This window comes from Rhizobium sp. N324 (genome assembly GCF_001664485.1).
Lineage (GTDB): Bacteria > Pseudomonadota > Alphaproteobacteria > Rhizobiales > Rhizobiaceae > Rhizobium.
In genome coordinates, this window is the sequence record NZ_CP013630.1 from 1,700,829 (window position 1) to 1,714,936 (window position 14,108).

The 14,108-nt window shown below is 61.7% G+C and carries 13 protein-coding genes; 8 read left to right on the forward strand and 5 right to left on the reverse strand.

From position 1 onward, the window contains the following. Positions 1-185: 185 nt before the first annotated feature. Positions 186-1,064, reverse strand: a complete 879-nt coding sequence (locus AMK05_RS08145) for a LysR family transcriptional regulator (protein WP_064838046.1) — start codon at positions 1,062-1,064, stop codon at positions 186-188. Between the two features lie 92 nt (positions 1,065-1,156). Here AMK05_RS08145 and AMK05_RS08150 point away from each other — a divergent pair, with 92 nt between their 5' ends. Continuing rightward, positions 1,157-1,387, forward strand: coding sequence for a DUF1127 domain-containing protein (locus AMK05_RS08150; protein WP_064838047.1), 231 nt, complete (start codon positions 1,157-1,159; stop codon positions 1,385-1,387). 97 nt (positions 1,388-1,484) lie between these two features. Continuing rightward, on the forward strand, positions 1,485-2,309 hold the full coding sequence (locus AMK05_RS08155; RefSeq protein WP_064838048.1) for an enoyl-CoA hydratase: 825 nt from the start codon (positions 1,485-1,487) through the stop codon (positions 2,307-2,309). Here AMK05_RS08155 and AMK05_RS08160 read toward each other — a convergent pair whose 3' ends face one another. After that, complete coding sequence (locus tag AMK05_RS08160) at positions 2,310-3,146, reverse strand: EamA family transporter (protein ID WP_064838049.1); 837 nt, start codon at positions 3,144-3,146, stop codon at positions 2,310-2,312. A 470-nt stretch (positions 3,147-3,616) separates the two neighbouring features. Beyond that, complete coding sequence (locus AMK05_RS08165) at positions 3,617-3,940, reverse strand: hypothetical protein (protein ID WP_064838050.1); 324 nt, start codon at positions 3,938-3,940, stop codon at positions 3,617-3,619. A 112-nt stretch (positions 3,941-4,052) separates the two neighbouring features. Here AMK05_RS08165 and AMK05_RS08170 point away from each other — a divergent pair, with 112 nt between their 5' ends. The 4 genes from AMK05_RS08170 (at position 4,053) to AMK05_RS08185 (ending at position 8,605) form a co-directional block, all read left to right on the forward strand. Continuing rightward, a complete protein-coding gene (locus tag AMK05_RS08170; protein ID WP_064838051.1) occupies positions 4,053-4,481 on the forward strand; it encodes a CoA-binding protein in 429 nt (142 codons plus the stop codon). 117 nt (positions 4,482-4,598) lie between these two features. Further along, positions 4,599-5,882, forward strand: coding sequence for an O-acetylhomoserine aminocarboxypropyltransferase (locus AMK05_RS08175; RefSeq protein ID WP_064838052.1), 1,284 nt, complete (start codon positions 4,599-4,601; stop codon positions 5,880-5,882). A 17-nt stretch (positions 5,883-5,899) separates the two neighbouring features. Then, positions 5,900-6,244 carry a cupin domain-containing protein gene (locus AMK05_RS08180; protein WP_064838053.1) on the forward strand — a complete coding sequence of 115 codons (345 nt, stop codon included), beginning with the start codon at positions 5,900-5,902 and terminating at the stop codon, positions 6,242-6,244. A gap of 234 nt (positions 6,245-6,478) precedes the next feature. Next, positions 6,479-8,605: a bifunctional diguanylate cyclase/phosphodiesterase gene (locus AMK05_RS08185; RefSeq protein ID WP_064838054.1), complete on the forward strand. Its 2,127-nt coding sequence runs from the start codon at positions 6,479-6,481 to the stop codon at positions 8,603-8,605. A 200-nt stretch (positions 8,606-8,805) separates the two neighbouring features. Here the strand turns inward: AMK05_RS08185 and AMK05_RS08190 are convergent, their stop codons facing one another. Together AMK05_RS08190 and AMK05_RS08195 are read right to left on the reverse strand one after the other, a co-directional pair. Beyond that, entirely contained in the window at positions 8,806-10,050 is a 1,245-nt protein-coding gene (locus AMK05_RS08190; RefSeq protein ID WP_064838055.1) for a cytochrome P450, read from the reverse strand. A 141-nt stretch (positions 10,051-10,191) separates the two neighbouring features. Continuing rightward, positions 10,192-11,445, reverse strand: coding sequence for a GGDEF domain-containing protein (locus tag AMK05_RS08195; protein WP_064841311.1), 1,254 nt, complete (start codon positions 11,443-11,445; stop codon positions 10,192-10,194). Positions 11,446-11,849: 404 nt separating this feature from the next. Between AMK05_RS08195 and clpP the strand changes: the two genes are divergently transcribed. Beyond that, a complete protein-coding gene (gene clpP, locus AMK05_RS08200; protein ID WP_003573944.1) occupies positions 11,850-12,479 on the forward strand; it encodes an ATP-dependent Clp endopeptidase proteolytic subunit ClpP in 630 nt (209 codons plus the stop codon). A 297-nt stretch (positions 12,480-12,776) separates the two neighbouring features. Continuing rightward, positions 12,777-14,054: an ATP-dependent Clp protease ATP-binding subunit ClpX gene (gene clpX / locus AMK05_RS08205; protein WP_064838056.1), complete on the forward strand. Its 1,278-nt coding sequence runs from the start codon at positions 12,777-12,779 to the stop codon at positions 14,052-14,054. Positions 14,055-14,108 lie beyond the last annotated feature (54 nt).

Here is a 14,108-nt window from a genome sequence, read left to right on the forward strand (position 1 = left end):
ATGGGGTCAACATCGACGTTCCCGAGGTTTTGAAAAAAATACAAGCAGAAACAATAGGTTAATAGTATGGTATTATGTTACCTCAAATTTGGCGACTGGAATCTGCCGTATTTGGTGTTGGCGTCACCTGTGGCGGGCTTAAACCCGCCGGCCGCGAAAGCGTACGCGACCGCCGAGAGCTGCCGCTAATCCTCGAAGGCGCGCAGGCATTTCATCATTTCGCGAAGGCCGCGTGTCAGATGTTTGTCGCGGCGCAGAACCATCCCGAGGCGGCGCGTGAGCTTAGGCCGCAGCGATGATGTCGTCACGAGGCCGGCGCGGTCGCGCTTTACCGCCAGCCCCGGCAGGATCGACCAGCCGAGCCCGACGGCCACCAGTTCCTTGATCGCCTCGATGCTGCCGAACTCCATCGCCGGCCGGATCCTAGTGTCCGGGGCGGCCAGCCACGCGTCGATCGCTCGCCTGGTATTGCCGCCCTCATACAGCAGCAGCGTCCTGTCGCGCATGAAGGCGGCGTCCGGTCCGCCTTCGGGCATGCGGCTACCGGCCGGCGCCACGGCCAGCAATTCCTCTTCGTAGAACGGTTCGATCTCAAGGTTCCGTCCCGAGGCCGGCAGCGCGATGACGGCGATATCGAGGCTGTTGGCTTCCAAATCACGCAAGATGTCGTCGGCATTGCCGATATGGACGGTGATTTCGAGGCCGGGCATGGATTTGCGGGCGGCGGCAATGGCGCGGGGAAGCAGATGGATCGACGCGGTGCCGCCGCTGCCGATCCGCACGCGGCCGCTGGCGCCATCCCGATAGGGCATCATCGCTTCCTCGGCGGTCGCCGCGTCCTGGAGCAGGCGCCTTGCATGCGCCAGCAGATCGAGGCCCGCCGCGGTCGGCTGCGCCCGCCGTCCGACGCGCTCGATCAGCCGAACGCCGAGCCGCTGTTCGAGCCCCTTGACCTGCAGGCTGACGGCCGGCTGCGTCAGTCCTTCCTTGTCGGCCGCGGCCGTAAAGCTTCCGAGATCGGCGACGTTGACGAAGGTTGCAAGCTGATCGAGGCTGAGCGCCATACCAAAGGAATCCTTATGTATCTCATAATATCCATAAGCTTCCTTCGCAGCATTCTCCAGCGCATTTCTTCCGTCGAGGAAAGGAAGACGAAATGGCCTTGGAATTGAGCGAGAGACTCGAAACGCCGCGCGATATCGCTCGGTCGAAGATTGGCGGGATGGCGCGCCGGGGCCGATGGCTGCTTGCGGCCGTCGAGCATCGCCTGGAAAAGCGCCGCAGCCGCCGCACGCTGTGCGAACTCACCGAGGACGAGCTTCGCGACATCGGCCTGACCCGTGCACAGGCCAAGGCCGAAATATCGAAATCCTGGTTCTGGTCCTGACCAAGAGGGCTTGCGCGAAAAGCGTGGATGCCGCTCGAAATTGCCGGCGCCTTGTGGCAATACCTCAGTCTGGAAATCGAGCGCAGGGAGCAGCATCATGGCCGAAATCGTATCCTTCCCGGAGGCAGGCAAAGCGGATGGCTTGCTGCTCCGCTCGTCGCGCGACGGCGTGCTGCGTCTCGTGCTCAACGACCCGCCGGCCAATGCGCTGTCGATCGCCCTTCTCCAAGCGCTGATCGCCGAGCTCGACAAGGCCGGATCGGATGCGAGCGTGTGCGTCGTCGTCATCGCCTCGACCGGCAATGTCTTTTCCGCCGGCCATGATCTCAAGGAACTCACCGCCCATCGTGCCGATGCGGATCAGGGAGCCGGTTTCTTCGAGAGGGCCTTCCGGCTCTGCGCCGATCTGATGCTGAAGATCGCGCATCTGCCGAAACCGGTCATCGCCGAGATCGATGGGCTGGCGACGGCGGCCGGCTGCCAGCTCGTCGCCTCCTGCGATCTGGCGATCTGCACGGACACGTCGACATTCTGCACGCCGGGCGTCAATATCGGCCTGTTCTGCTCGACCCCGATGGTCGCCGTTTCCCGGGCCGCCCATCGCAAACAGGCGATGGAGATGCTGCTGACCGGCGAGACCATCGACGCCTCCACAGCCAAGGATTTCGGCCTCGTCAACCGCATCGTGCCGAAGCAGTATCTGGCGCAGGTCGTCTCCAAATATGCCGGCGTGATCGCCAGCAAGTCGCCTCTGACCCTGAAGATCGGCAAGGAAGCCTTCTATCGGCAGCTCGAGCTGCCGGTCGAGGCAGCCTATGATCATGCCGCCAAAGTGATGGTCGAGAACATGCTGACGCGCGATGCCGAGGAAGGCATCGGTGCCTTTCTCGGCAAGCGCTTGCCGGAATGGAAAGGCGAATGATTACGTCAGTTTCAGAACCAGCCCGCCAATGGCGATGACGACGCCGGCGACGTAGCGCCAGACGCTGGCCTTTTCCTTGAAGACGGTAATCGAGATCACCAGCGCAAAGAGGATCGCGGTTTCGCGCAGGGCGGCAACGGTTGCGACCGGGGCTTTCGTCATCGCCCAGAGCGCCAGTCCGTAGGAGGCGATCGAGCCTGCGCCGCCGATGAGGCCGCGCCACCAGTTGCGACGGACGTGACGCGCCACGGCCAGGGTGCCGCGCTGCGAAACCGCCCAGGAAAACAGCAGCACCGGCGGCAGCAGCGACATCCATAATGTGTAGGACACCGCATTGCCGGAAAGGCGTGCGCCGATGCCGTCGACATAGGTGTAGCTGGCGATGACGCAAGCATTGACAAGCGAGAGGATGACGGCGCGGCTGCTGCCGTGCCGCGCCTCTAGAGCGAGTGTGAGCACGCCGGCGCAGATCGTCATTGTGCCGGCAAGGGCACCGCCGGAAAGATTTTCCTTCAGAATGAAACCGCTTGTCGCGGCAATCAGCAGCGGTGCGCAGCCACGCATCAGCGGATAGACGAGGCCGATATCGCCGGCTCGATAGGCGGCGGCGACCAGCTGGAAATAGGCGAATTGCAAGATGGCGGAGGCGCCGATGAACGGCCAGGAGGCGCTGTGCGGCAATGGCAGAAAGGCCAGGAACGGCAGCGCTGAAACCGCGCCGCCAGCCGAGATCAGCGCCGCATCGAGGGATTTGTCGCTGCCGGCTTTGACGATGGCATTCCAGGTCGCATGCAGCAGTGCACCGAAAAGAACGAGCAGGATGACGTCCAGAGGCAAGGGGTAAATCCGGAATACGGGAGGGAGAGTACGCTTCGCCCGACGGGGCGAACATCTCAAAAGACAACTGGTATTTGCAAGAAAATCAACGCGACGCGGTCACGGATGCGTTCCCACGTCGAATAGCATCCTTTCAACATGCAGACAATGTGCGATCGCCAAGGCAATTTTTACGTGCGCGCGATATGCGTTCAATCCACACGGTCCTTTCAACTATGAGATGTTTCTAATGGACGCGGGAACGTGTGCCGTACCTATCATGAACAAAATGAGAATTGGCATCAGCGAATTCCGCGGCGGATTATTCTATGATGCTGAAATACAGATATTATTCTATAACTTTGACATATGTGGAAATTAAAGCTGCTGATTGCAATATCGAAAATAAATCGCCGTGCGCGATTGAGTTCCAGCCCTTACGCAAGCGCGATGGGCGCGACGCTTCAGCCTCCGCTACTTCTGAGAAAACATCAGAGCTGATAGTGCGGAACGAACAGCATCCCGTCCAGGTTGTCTATGTTCTGGCAGTTCAGAACCGGGCAGCGGGGATCGTCTTTCGAGGGGATGTGCGTCCACTCCGCATAATCGGTCGCGTCGCAATAATGGCTGTTGCGGACGTAACGATCATAAAGGGGCAGACCGCGACGAGACTGGTATCGGAAGATGACGGCGCCCTGATTGTGGATGGCGGCGCGCACGCTGGCGCAGCTCATGGTCAGCGGATTGTAGCGTGAGATCGCCAGCGCCGGCGATGCGGCGAGCACGAGCACGAGGGCAAGAGCGATTTTTTTCATCGAATTATCCTCCGGGAGCACCCAATTCATATATACGGCAAAGACACGCAGCCGGTTTCACCTAAACGCAAAAAAACCGCAGGCCGCAGCCTTCGGGAGTGGAGACGCGAACATGAACCACGACAGCTACACGGATGACTATCTCGCCGGAATCCTGCATTCGGTAAAGACCATCGCGCTGACCGGCGCTTCGCCCAATCCGGCCCGGCCGAGCAACGGCGTCATGGGTTATCTGCTGTCGCGCGGCTACGAGGTCATTCCCGTCAACCCGGGGCAGGCGGGCAAACAGATCCAGGGCCGCACCGTCTATGCCCGGCTCGCCGACATTCCCGTGCCGATCGACATGGTCGACGTGTTCCGCGCCGCTGAATATCTGGACGGTGTTGTCGAGGAGGCCTTGGCGCTGAGGCCGTTGCCGAAGATCATCTGGGCCCAGCTCGGCGTCCGCGACGATGCGGCTGCGGCAAAGGCGGAAGCCGCCGGCATCAAGGTGGTGATGGACCGCTGCCCGGCGATCGAATATCCCCGTCTCATTGCCTGAGTTGCGGTCTGGAGAGACGGATTTTCCACCGAACGCCATTGGGTTGAAACGGATCGCGATTAACTTTCGTCTTCAAGCGGCTATGATCCCGTCCGTCAGCAATAATTGGAGGACGACATGGCCAAGAACGATCCGGGATTCAACACGTTGGCGATCCATGCCGGCGCTCAGCCCGACCCGGCGACCGGCGCGCGGGTAACACCGATCTATCAGACGACCGCCTTCGTCTTCAATGATTCCGATCACGCGGCCGCCCTCTTCGGCCTGCAGGCCTTCGGCAACATCTACACCCGCATCATGAACCCGACCCAGGCCGTGCTCGAGGAGCGCGTCGCAGCGCTCGAAGGCGGCACGGCGGCGCTTGCCGTCGCCTCCGGCCATGCGGCGCAGATGATCGTCTTCCACACCATCATGCGCCCCGGCGAGAATTTCATCGCCGCCAACAGGCTCTACGGCGGCTCCATCAACCAATTCGGCCACGCCTTCGAGAATTTCGGCTGGCAGGTGCGTTGGGCCGATCCCGCCGATCCGGCAAGCTTCGAAAGCCAGATCGACGACAAGACGCGCGGTATCTTCATCGAAAGCCTGGCCAATCCCGGCGGCACCTTCGTTGATATCGCCGCCATTGCCGATGTCGCCCATCGCAACGGCCTGCCGCTGATCGTCGACAATACGATGGCAACCCCCTATCTCATCCGCCCGATCGAACACGGCGCCGATATCGTCGTGCATTCGCTGACGAAGTTTCTCGGCGGCCACGGCAATTCCATGGGCGGCCTTATCGTCGACGGCGGCACTTTCGACTGGTCGAAATCGGGCAATTACCCGATGCTGTCGAGCCCGCGGCCGGAATATAACGGCATGATCCTGCACGCGACCTTCGGCAATTTCGCCTTTGCGATCGCTGCCCGCGTGCTCGGCCTGCGCGATCTCGGGCCGGCGATCTCGCCCTTCAACGCCTTCCTGATCCTGACCGGCATCGAGACGCTGCCGCTGCGCATGCAGCGCCACAGCGACAATGCGATCGCGGTGGCGAAATGGCTGAAGGCCCACAGCAAAATCGCCTGGGTGAACTATGCCGGCCTCGACGACGATCCGAACCACGCCCTGCAGCAGCGCTACTCGCCGAAAGGCGCCGGTTCCGTCTTCACCTTCGGCGTCGAGGGCGGTTACGAGGCAGGCAAGGCGCTGGTCGAGGGGCTGCAGCTCTTCTCCCATCTTGCCAATATCGGCGACACCCGCTCGCTCGTCATCCATCCGGCCTCGACGACGCACCGGCAGTTGAGCGACGAGCAGAAGACCTCAGCCGGCGCCGGACCGGATGTGGTCCGCCTCTCCGTCGGCATCGAGGACGTCAAGGACATCATCGCCGATCTCGAACAGGCGCTCTCGAAGATCTGAAGTCGGAGGTCCTGACCATGACTCATTTCATCACCTTCAGCATTGACGGCGTCGAGCCGGAGTTCGGCGCTCCGGAGGCCGGCCGGATCATCTCCGGCGATCCGCAATTTCGCACCTGGAGCCTGGAGGAGGCCGAAGGTGGCCTCTATTCCGGGGTTTGGGAGGCAACGCCGGGCAAGTGGCGAATCGTCTACGAGGAATGGGAATATTTCAGCCTGCTGTCCGGCCATTCGATCGTGACCGAGGACGGCGGCGAGCCGGTTCATCTGAAGACGGGCGACCGGATGATCCTGAGACCCGGCTTCAAGGGAACGTGGGAAGTCGTTGAAACGACTCGCAAGGACTATGTGATCAAGGTTTAGGCCGTGCCGGCAAATCGCCGCCGACGATGGTCGGCCTGTCCCGAATTGCGGCGGGGACGGCCGGTCTTTGTGCGAATGACCGCGCCTCTTTCCCAGATAGAACGCTTTTAACCAATCCCATTAATCGGGCCTACATCGTCAAAATGCTATATCTCGTCCGCAGCGCATAGCGGACATGATGTCTCCTGCCGTCTCACAGACATGGCCTTGCAATCAATCTTTTGCGGAATTTGCATGTCGACCCTTGCAGGTAGGTACGTTCGGACTCAAACGTCCTCCATCATCGCGACAACGGTCTGCTTCCTCGTCGTCGCCCTTGTCCTGACCGGCCTGATGGCGCATGTCGTCGTCACGATGACCCGGTCGGCAAATGAGATCGATGATGCGCGGGCCACGCGCGCCGCCCGTGCGGCGATCTCAGCCTTTGTGGCGCGCCTGAGCGGGACGACGACGGACAATGCCATATGGGACGATGCCTATAGTGCAGCCTCGTCTCCGACCGCCGCCGCTTGGGCTTTTGAAAATTGGGGAAAGACCAGTGAGGATTACGCGCTCTATGACGGCGCGGTCGTTATCGGTCCCGACCGGACTTCGATCGTCTCCGCATATGCCAAGGGCAAGCCCTTCGAGCCGACCGCCTTTTTCGGCGAAGGCTTTTTTCGGCAGACCAACGCGGCTGCCGATCCGGCCCGGGCGCCGCTCGTCAATTTCATCAAGACCGAAAACGGCATCGCCCTGCTCGCATCGCAGGCGATCCAGCCATTCCAGACCGCCGGCGAGCTTCCGAAGCTCAGCACGCTGAGTTTCTACAAGGAATTTACGCCCGAGGTTCTCGACACGCTCTCGGACGAACATGAACTCGAAGGCCTGCACCTTGAGACGAAGCCCAGACCGGAATTTCTGAACACGCCGATCACCGACATCAAAGGCGCCGTCATCGGTTATCTCGTCTGGCCGAGCAAAGCCCCTGGAAGTACGGTGTTCCAGCAGGTAACGCCATATGTGGCGGCCGCCGTCGTCATCCTGGCGCTGTTCCTGATCGGCGTGCTGATGCTCGGCGCATCCGAGACGCGGCGCCTGCGCCAACTGGCGCAAGCAGCACTTTTCGAAGCCGGCCATGACAGCCTGAGCGGTCTGTTGAACAGGCATGGGCTTCTCGGCCTGCTGGAGGAGTTGGAAGGGCTGGGCTCTTCGCCGCCACGGCTCTATCTGGTCGACCTTGACGGCTTCAAGGCCGTCAACGATGCCTGGGGGCATGCGGTCGGCGACGATTTGATCCGGCTGGTCTCGACCGCCCTGGTGGGCTGCCATCCCGAAGTCGTTGCCGCGGCCCGGCTGGGCGGCGACGAATTTGCGCTGGTGCATGTTGGGTCCGCCACCTGTGAAGAGATGGAAAAAACCATTCTGGCGCTGTTTGCCGAGCCCTTCAAAATCGACGGCCGGACGATCGAAGTCGGTGCAAGCATCGGCGCTGCCGCGGGTGACGGAGACATCGAGCCTTTGGAGCTTCTGCGCAGAGCGGATATGGCCCTCTACCGCGCCAAGGCAAACGGCCGAGGCCAGGCGATCGAATACGACCCCGAACTGGACGAGGAGCGCCAACGGATCGCCGAGTTGGAAGGCCTTTTGAAAGGCGCCATCAGCACTGGTGCGATCGAGGCTGTTTTCCAGCCTCTCGTTTCTGCCACGACAGGCGCTGTCACCGGTCTTGAAGCACTGGCGCGCTGGCGAACGCCGACAGGACACATCAGCCCGGAGATTTTCATCCCGCTCGCCGAGCGGTGCGGTCTCATCGATGCGCTCGGCGTGCACATGCTGAGAACTTCGATCGAGCATGCCAGGAGCTGGCCGGATCTGGCATTGTCGGTCAACGTCTCGCCGATCCAGCTCTGCAATCCCGAATTTGCCGCCGAAGTGATTTCGGTCCTGCAGGAGCTCGATTTCAATCCAAAGCGCCTGACCCTGGAAATCACCGAAGGCGTCCTGATGACGAATCCGGATCAGGCCCGGCGGTCGATAGACCAGCTCAAGCGCGTCGGCATAAAGTTCGCGCTTGACGACTTTGGCTGCGGCTACGCCAGCATTGGCGCCTTGCGGCAGTTCGGGTTCGATCGCATGAAGATCGACCGCTCGCTTGTGTCCGCTCTCGATGAAGGTGCCAACGGCGCCGATGTGCTTCGGGCAACCATTTCCCTGGCAACCGCTTTGCAGATCCCGGTGACCGCCGAAGGCATCGAGACCAGCCGCCAGGCGACGATCTTGCGAGAGGCCGGCTGCGATCAGCTTCAGGGATATCTGATTGGCAGGCCTATGTCGGCCCGTGACATATCCAGCAAGCTGGAAGAAGAGTCGGCCGCCTGACGCCGTGGATTTCGTGGCATATGCTCCGATCAGGCGTACCAACCAGCAGGCTTTCCGCATCGATCGCCACATTTTCGGGCATGGCCGTCGCCGGCCCATGCGGCGGCTGTCCCGATAAGTTTTGTCAATCCGCGTTTCAACCAAAAGGCTGAGGCTGGGGCATCACCGGCCGCTGCGGCTGATCAGCGCTTCCGAACGGGTCACCACCGCAGGTCCAGCCGGTCGAGCCCGTGGAAATGATAGACGTCCTTGACCACGGGCGTCTTTGCCAGCTTCAAGCCGGCAAGCCTTGCGAACAGGATCGGCAGCACGACGTTGAGTTCCAGCCGCGCCAGCGGCGCGCCGATGCAGAAATGGATCCCGGCGCCGAAGGAGAGGTTTGCCGCCTCGCTGCGGTCCGGACGGAAGGTGAGGGGATCGGAAAATTTCGTCGGGTCGAGGTTGGCGGCGGCCAGAATTAGGCTCACCTTGTCGCCGCGCTGGAACGAGACGCCGTCGATTTCGGCCGGCTCGAGCGCCCAGCGCTGAAAGATGTGGACCGGCGCGCAGATGCGCAGGGTTTCCTCGACGGTGCGCTCCGTCGTCGCCTCGTCGCGGAAGAGCGTTGCCGGATTCGAGCCGCTCTCGAGAATGGTGCGCACGGAATTGCCGATCTGGTGCACGGTCGCCTCGTGCCCGGCATTGAGCAGCACGATCGTCGTCGAGATCAGCTCTTCCTCTGTGAGATACTGCCCCTTGTGCTCGGTATGGATCATGTGGGTCAGCAGGTCGTCGCGCGGCGCGGCGCGGCGTTCCGTGATGACGGTCCTGACGTAGTCGGAAAATTCCTTCGCCGCCCGTTCGGCCTCGTCTTCCTGGGCGCGCGTGCGGCCGAACATGTACATGCGGACATAGGCGTGCGACCAGGCGAGCAGCTGCGGCCCCATCTCCTCGGGAATGCCGATCATCCGCGCGATCATCGTCACCGGGATGATGTCGGCAAAGGCGGAGAGCAGCTCGACCTCGCCCTGGTCGGCAAAGCCGTCGATCAGCCGGTTGGCGAGGTCGGCAAGTTCCGGCTTCATCTTTTCGACATGGCGAGAGACGAAGGCGCGGTTGACGAGCGTGCGCAGCCGCGTGTGCTCCGGCGGTTCGAGTTCGAGCAGCGAATACCGTTCCGAGAGATCGAAATTTTCAAGATGCGGCATCGGCTCGGCAAGCCCCAGCTCCTCGCGGCTGGCGATATGCAGGATCTGCCGGCCGAAGCGGCGGTCGCGCAGCAGCCCGTTCACATGGTCGTAGCCGGTGAAGAACCACTGCTTCTGCTCGCGCCAGTAGAATGTCGGGCAATGGGCGTGCAGCGCGGCATAGACGGCATTCGGGTTGCCGTAGAAGGCCGGATTGCGGGCATCCAGCGAGACATGTCGGTTGGATGGATCGATCGAGAGAAAGGGCGGTATCGTCATGACCCGAAGGCTTAGCGGATTTGCCGGCCCTCGGAAAGATGGCGGGGTGAGGGCGAGCGATCCTGAAACGACGCGCCCGCGGGACGCGCCGATCACATTAAAATCCGTGCCTAACCCCGGGGATTGATTCCCGTTTTCCGGTTAGCCGGCCCGCGACAGCGTGCCCATGCGCCGCAGTGCCTCGACCTGGTCGTCGACCGTCGGCACGAGTTCGCCGGCGGTGGTGCTCGGCGTCGCCGGTGCCGGGGATGCCGCCTCGGCTTCGCCGAAAGTGACGGTGCAGTTGCGGCCGGCGCCCTTCGCCGCGTAGAGCGCCCGGTCGGCGGCCGAGATCAGCTTGTCGATATTGGCTTCGATCGAGGAGGCAAGCGCGATGCCGATGCTGACGGTGGCCGGGACGATCGCTTCGCCGGTGCTGACGGGCAGGCGGCAGAATTCGGTGCGGATCGCTTCGGCGATCGCCTCGGCTTCGGTCTGGTCGGTGACCGCGGCGAAGGCTGCGAATTCCTCGCCGCCCATGCGGCCGAAGATGCTGTTCGGAATATACTGGCGGGCCATGCGCGCGAATGCGATCAGCACGGCGTCGCCGGACTGGTGGCCGAAACGGTCGTTGACGCGCTTGAAATGGTCGAGATCGAAGAGCATCACCGCGACCTGGCGCTGCTCGTCATGGGCTTTTTCCTGGATGGCGTCGAAATAACCGATGAGGCCGCGGCGGTTAAGCACGCCGGTCAGCGAATCGGTCAGGGTGAGGGCGCGCAGGTGCCGTTCGGAGCGCTCCATGATCAGCCGGCAGGTGAAGGCGAAGGCGATGGTGAGCAGGAAGGCGCTTGCCATGGCCGAGGCGCCGCCGAGATTGGTTGCCTCGATATCGCTCGGCAGCGTCAGCGCCATCGTCAGCGCCGAGCCGAAGCACAGGCAGCCCTGGATGACGAAGACGCCCATCAGCTTGACGCGGGTACGCTCACGGCGCATGTCGCCGGCGGCAACCGCGAGCGCCAGCGCCGTCGCCCCCGTTGCCGAAGCGAGATTGTAGAGCACGACGCGGTTTGAATAGTCGCTGTTGACCCAGGGCAGGAAGACCCCGGCCAGCCAGATCGCCGGCGGCAGCAGCGCCCACCATTCGATCTTCTTGCGGTCGAGCGCCAGAAAGCCCGCCACCCAGGCGCTCTGGCCGAGCAGAGCGACGGCATTGCCGATCTCGATGGACAGCAGGCTGGGCACTTGCCCACGCAGCGCGATCATCGCAAAGCCGATGCCGGTCAGAAGGAAGCCGATGCCCCAATAGAGATAAGCCTCGTTCCTGACATTGTGGCGCCAGGCGACGAACAGCACCAAAGCGAGCGTCATGGCCTCGGAACACCAGATGGCGAGACCTGTAGCGATATTGAACACGGCAGCAACCCCTTGCCCGTCGGCCTGATCAGTCGGCCCGATTTGTTGGCGTGCATCCTTGCCGAGGAAGTTCGCCACTTCCTTAATGCTGCTGCGCTGCGGCATGATTTTACGCCGATATCTGCCGGTAGGCTTTCCCTAGGGTAAACGTGTGTGAGCACTCTCGAATGGAGTAAGCATTCCTTCATCCTGTCGCGGAGAAAAGTCGGGGAGGGCGGTGCCATGGGCTCGCCGTTAACAGCCGCTTGTTGGAAAGAGGCTACCAGCTAAGGCCGTCTTGCCCCGGCTTCTTAACGTTATCCGCATGCGTGTCTTGAAGAGGAGGGCCGGGACACTCTATGTAGGGATAAGACATTTTCTTTGATTCCCGGCGCCGGCCGGCGAGACGTTGACAAAGGACGCACATGAGAAACCCAGTCGATACCGCAATGGCCCTCGTGCCGATGGTCGTGGAACAGACCAACCGCGGTGAACGCTCCTACGACATCTATTCCCGCCTGTTGAAGGAGCGCATCATCTTCCTGACCGGTGCCGTCGAAGACCATATGGCAACGCTCGTCTGCGCCCAGCTTCTCTTCCTCGAGGCCGAAAACCCCAAGAAGGAAATCGCCCTCTACATCAATTCGCCGGGCGGTGTCGTCACTGCCGGCATGGCGATCTACGACACGATGCAGTTCATCAAGCCGGCGGTTTCGACGCTCTGCATCGGCCAGGCCGCCTCCATGGGCTCGCTGCTGCTGGCCGCCGGCCACAAGGATATGCGCTTCGCCACGCCGAATTCCCGCATCATGGTGCATCAGCCCTCGGGCGGCTTCCAGGGGCAGGCTTCGGACATCGAGCGCCACGCCCGCGACATCCTCAAGATGAAGCGCCGCCTGAACGAGGTCTATGTCAAGCACACCGGCCGCACCTACGAGGAAGTTGAAAAGACGCTCGATCGTGACCATTTCATGGATGCGGACGAAGCCCAGGGCTGGGGCGTGATCGACAAGGTTCTGACGTCGCGTCTCGAAATGGAAGGCGAACAGGCCTAGTAATTAATTGGGATGGTGTTTTCGTCGCCACAGTTCTATCTCATTTGTGATCGAACAAGGCTTTCAACTGGCGACGAAGACGCTAATAGTAGCTATTAATGCTATGTTGAATTTTTATGACATAGCATCGGCATTCGAAGGGGAATTCGTTGCCACCGGAACCCGGACATGATTGGGCCCGGTTCGTACCCCCTGAAGCCCTTCTCGGCAAAGGCTCCGGTGACGGAGTGCCGCCAGGAGCTGATTGAGTGGACCGCGATTTCGCCTTGAAATGCGGCGTGCTGGAAGGAAAGTGATATGAGCAAGGTCAGCGGCAGCAACGGCGGCGACTCCAAGAACACACTCTATTGTTCGTTCTGCGGAAAGAGCCAGCACGAAGTCCGGAAACTGATTGCCGGACCGACCGTCTTCATCTGCGATGAATGCGTCGAATTGTGCATGGACATCATCCGCGAGGAGAACAAGTCCTCGATGGTCAAGTCCCGCGACGGCGTACCGACGCCCCAGGACATCATCAAGGTCCTCGACGAATATGTCATCGGCCAGCGGCAGGCGAAGAAGATCCTGTCGGTCGCCGTTCACAATCATTACAAGCGCCTGGCGCACGCCTCCAAGAACGGCGAAGTCGAGCTGGCGAAGTCGAACATCATGCTGGTCGGCCCGACCGGCTGCGGCAAGACCTATCTTGCCCAGACGCTCGCCCGCATCATCGACGTTCCCTTCACCATGGCCGATGCGACGACGCTGACCGAAGCCGGCTATGTCGGCGAGGATGTCGAAAACATCATCCTGAAGCTCCTGCAGTCGGCCGACTACAATGTCGAGCGCGCGCAGCGCGGCATCGTCTACATCGACGAAGTCGACAAGATTTCGCGCAAGTCCGACAATCCGTCGATCACCCGCGACGTCTCGGGCGAGGGCGTGCAGCAGGCGCTGCTGAAGATCATGGAAGGCACGGTCGCTTCCGTTCCGCCGCAGGGCGGCCGCAAGCACCCGCAGCAGGAATTCCTGCAGGTCGACACGACCAACATCCTGTTCATCTGCGGCGGTGCCTTCGCCGGTCTCGACAAGATCATCTCCGCCCGTGGCGAGAAGACGTCGATTGGCTTCGGCGCCACTGTCAAGGCCCAGGACGACCGCCGCGTCGGCGAAGTCCTGCGCGAGCTGGAGCCGGAAGACCTGGTCAAGTTCGGCCTCATCCCCGAATTCATCGGCCGTCTGCCGGTTCTGGCGACGCTCGAGGATCTCGATGAGGATGCGCTGATCCAGATCCTGTCCGAGCCGAAGAACGCGCTGATCAAGCAGTATCAGCGCCTGTTCGAGATGGAAGACGTGGAACTGACCTTCCACGAGGATGCGCTGCGGGAAATCGCCCGCAAGGCGATCGTCCGCAAGACCGGCGCCCGCGGCCTTCGCTCGATCATGGAGAAGATCCTGCTCGACACGATGTTCGAACTGCCGACGCTGGAAGGCGTGCGCGAAGTCGTCATCTCCGAGGAAGTGGTGCGCGGTTCGTCCCGCCCGCTTTACATCTATGCCGATCGTCAGGAAGAAAAGGCCAACGCTTCGGCGTAACCTTTGCGCTTTCGCACGATTATTTTGGGGGCTTGCCATCGGCAGGCCCCTTTC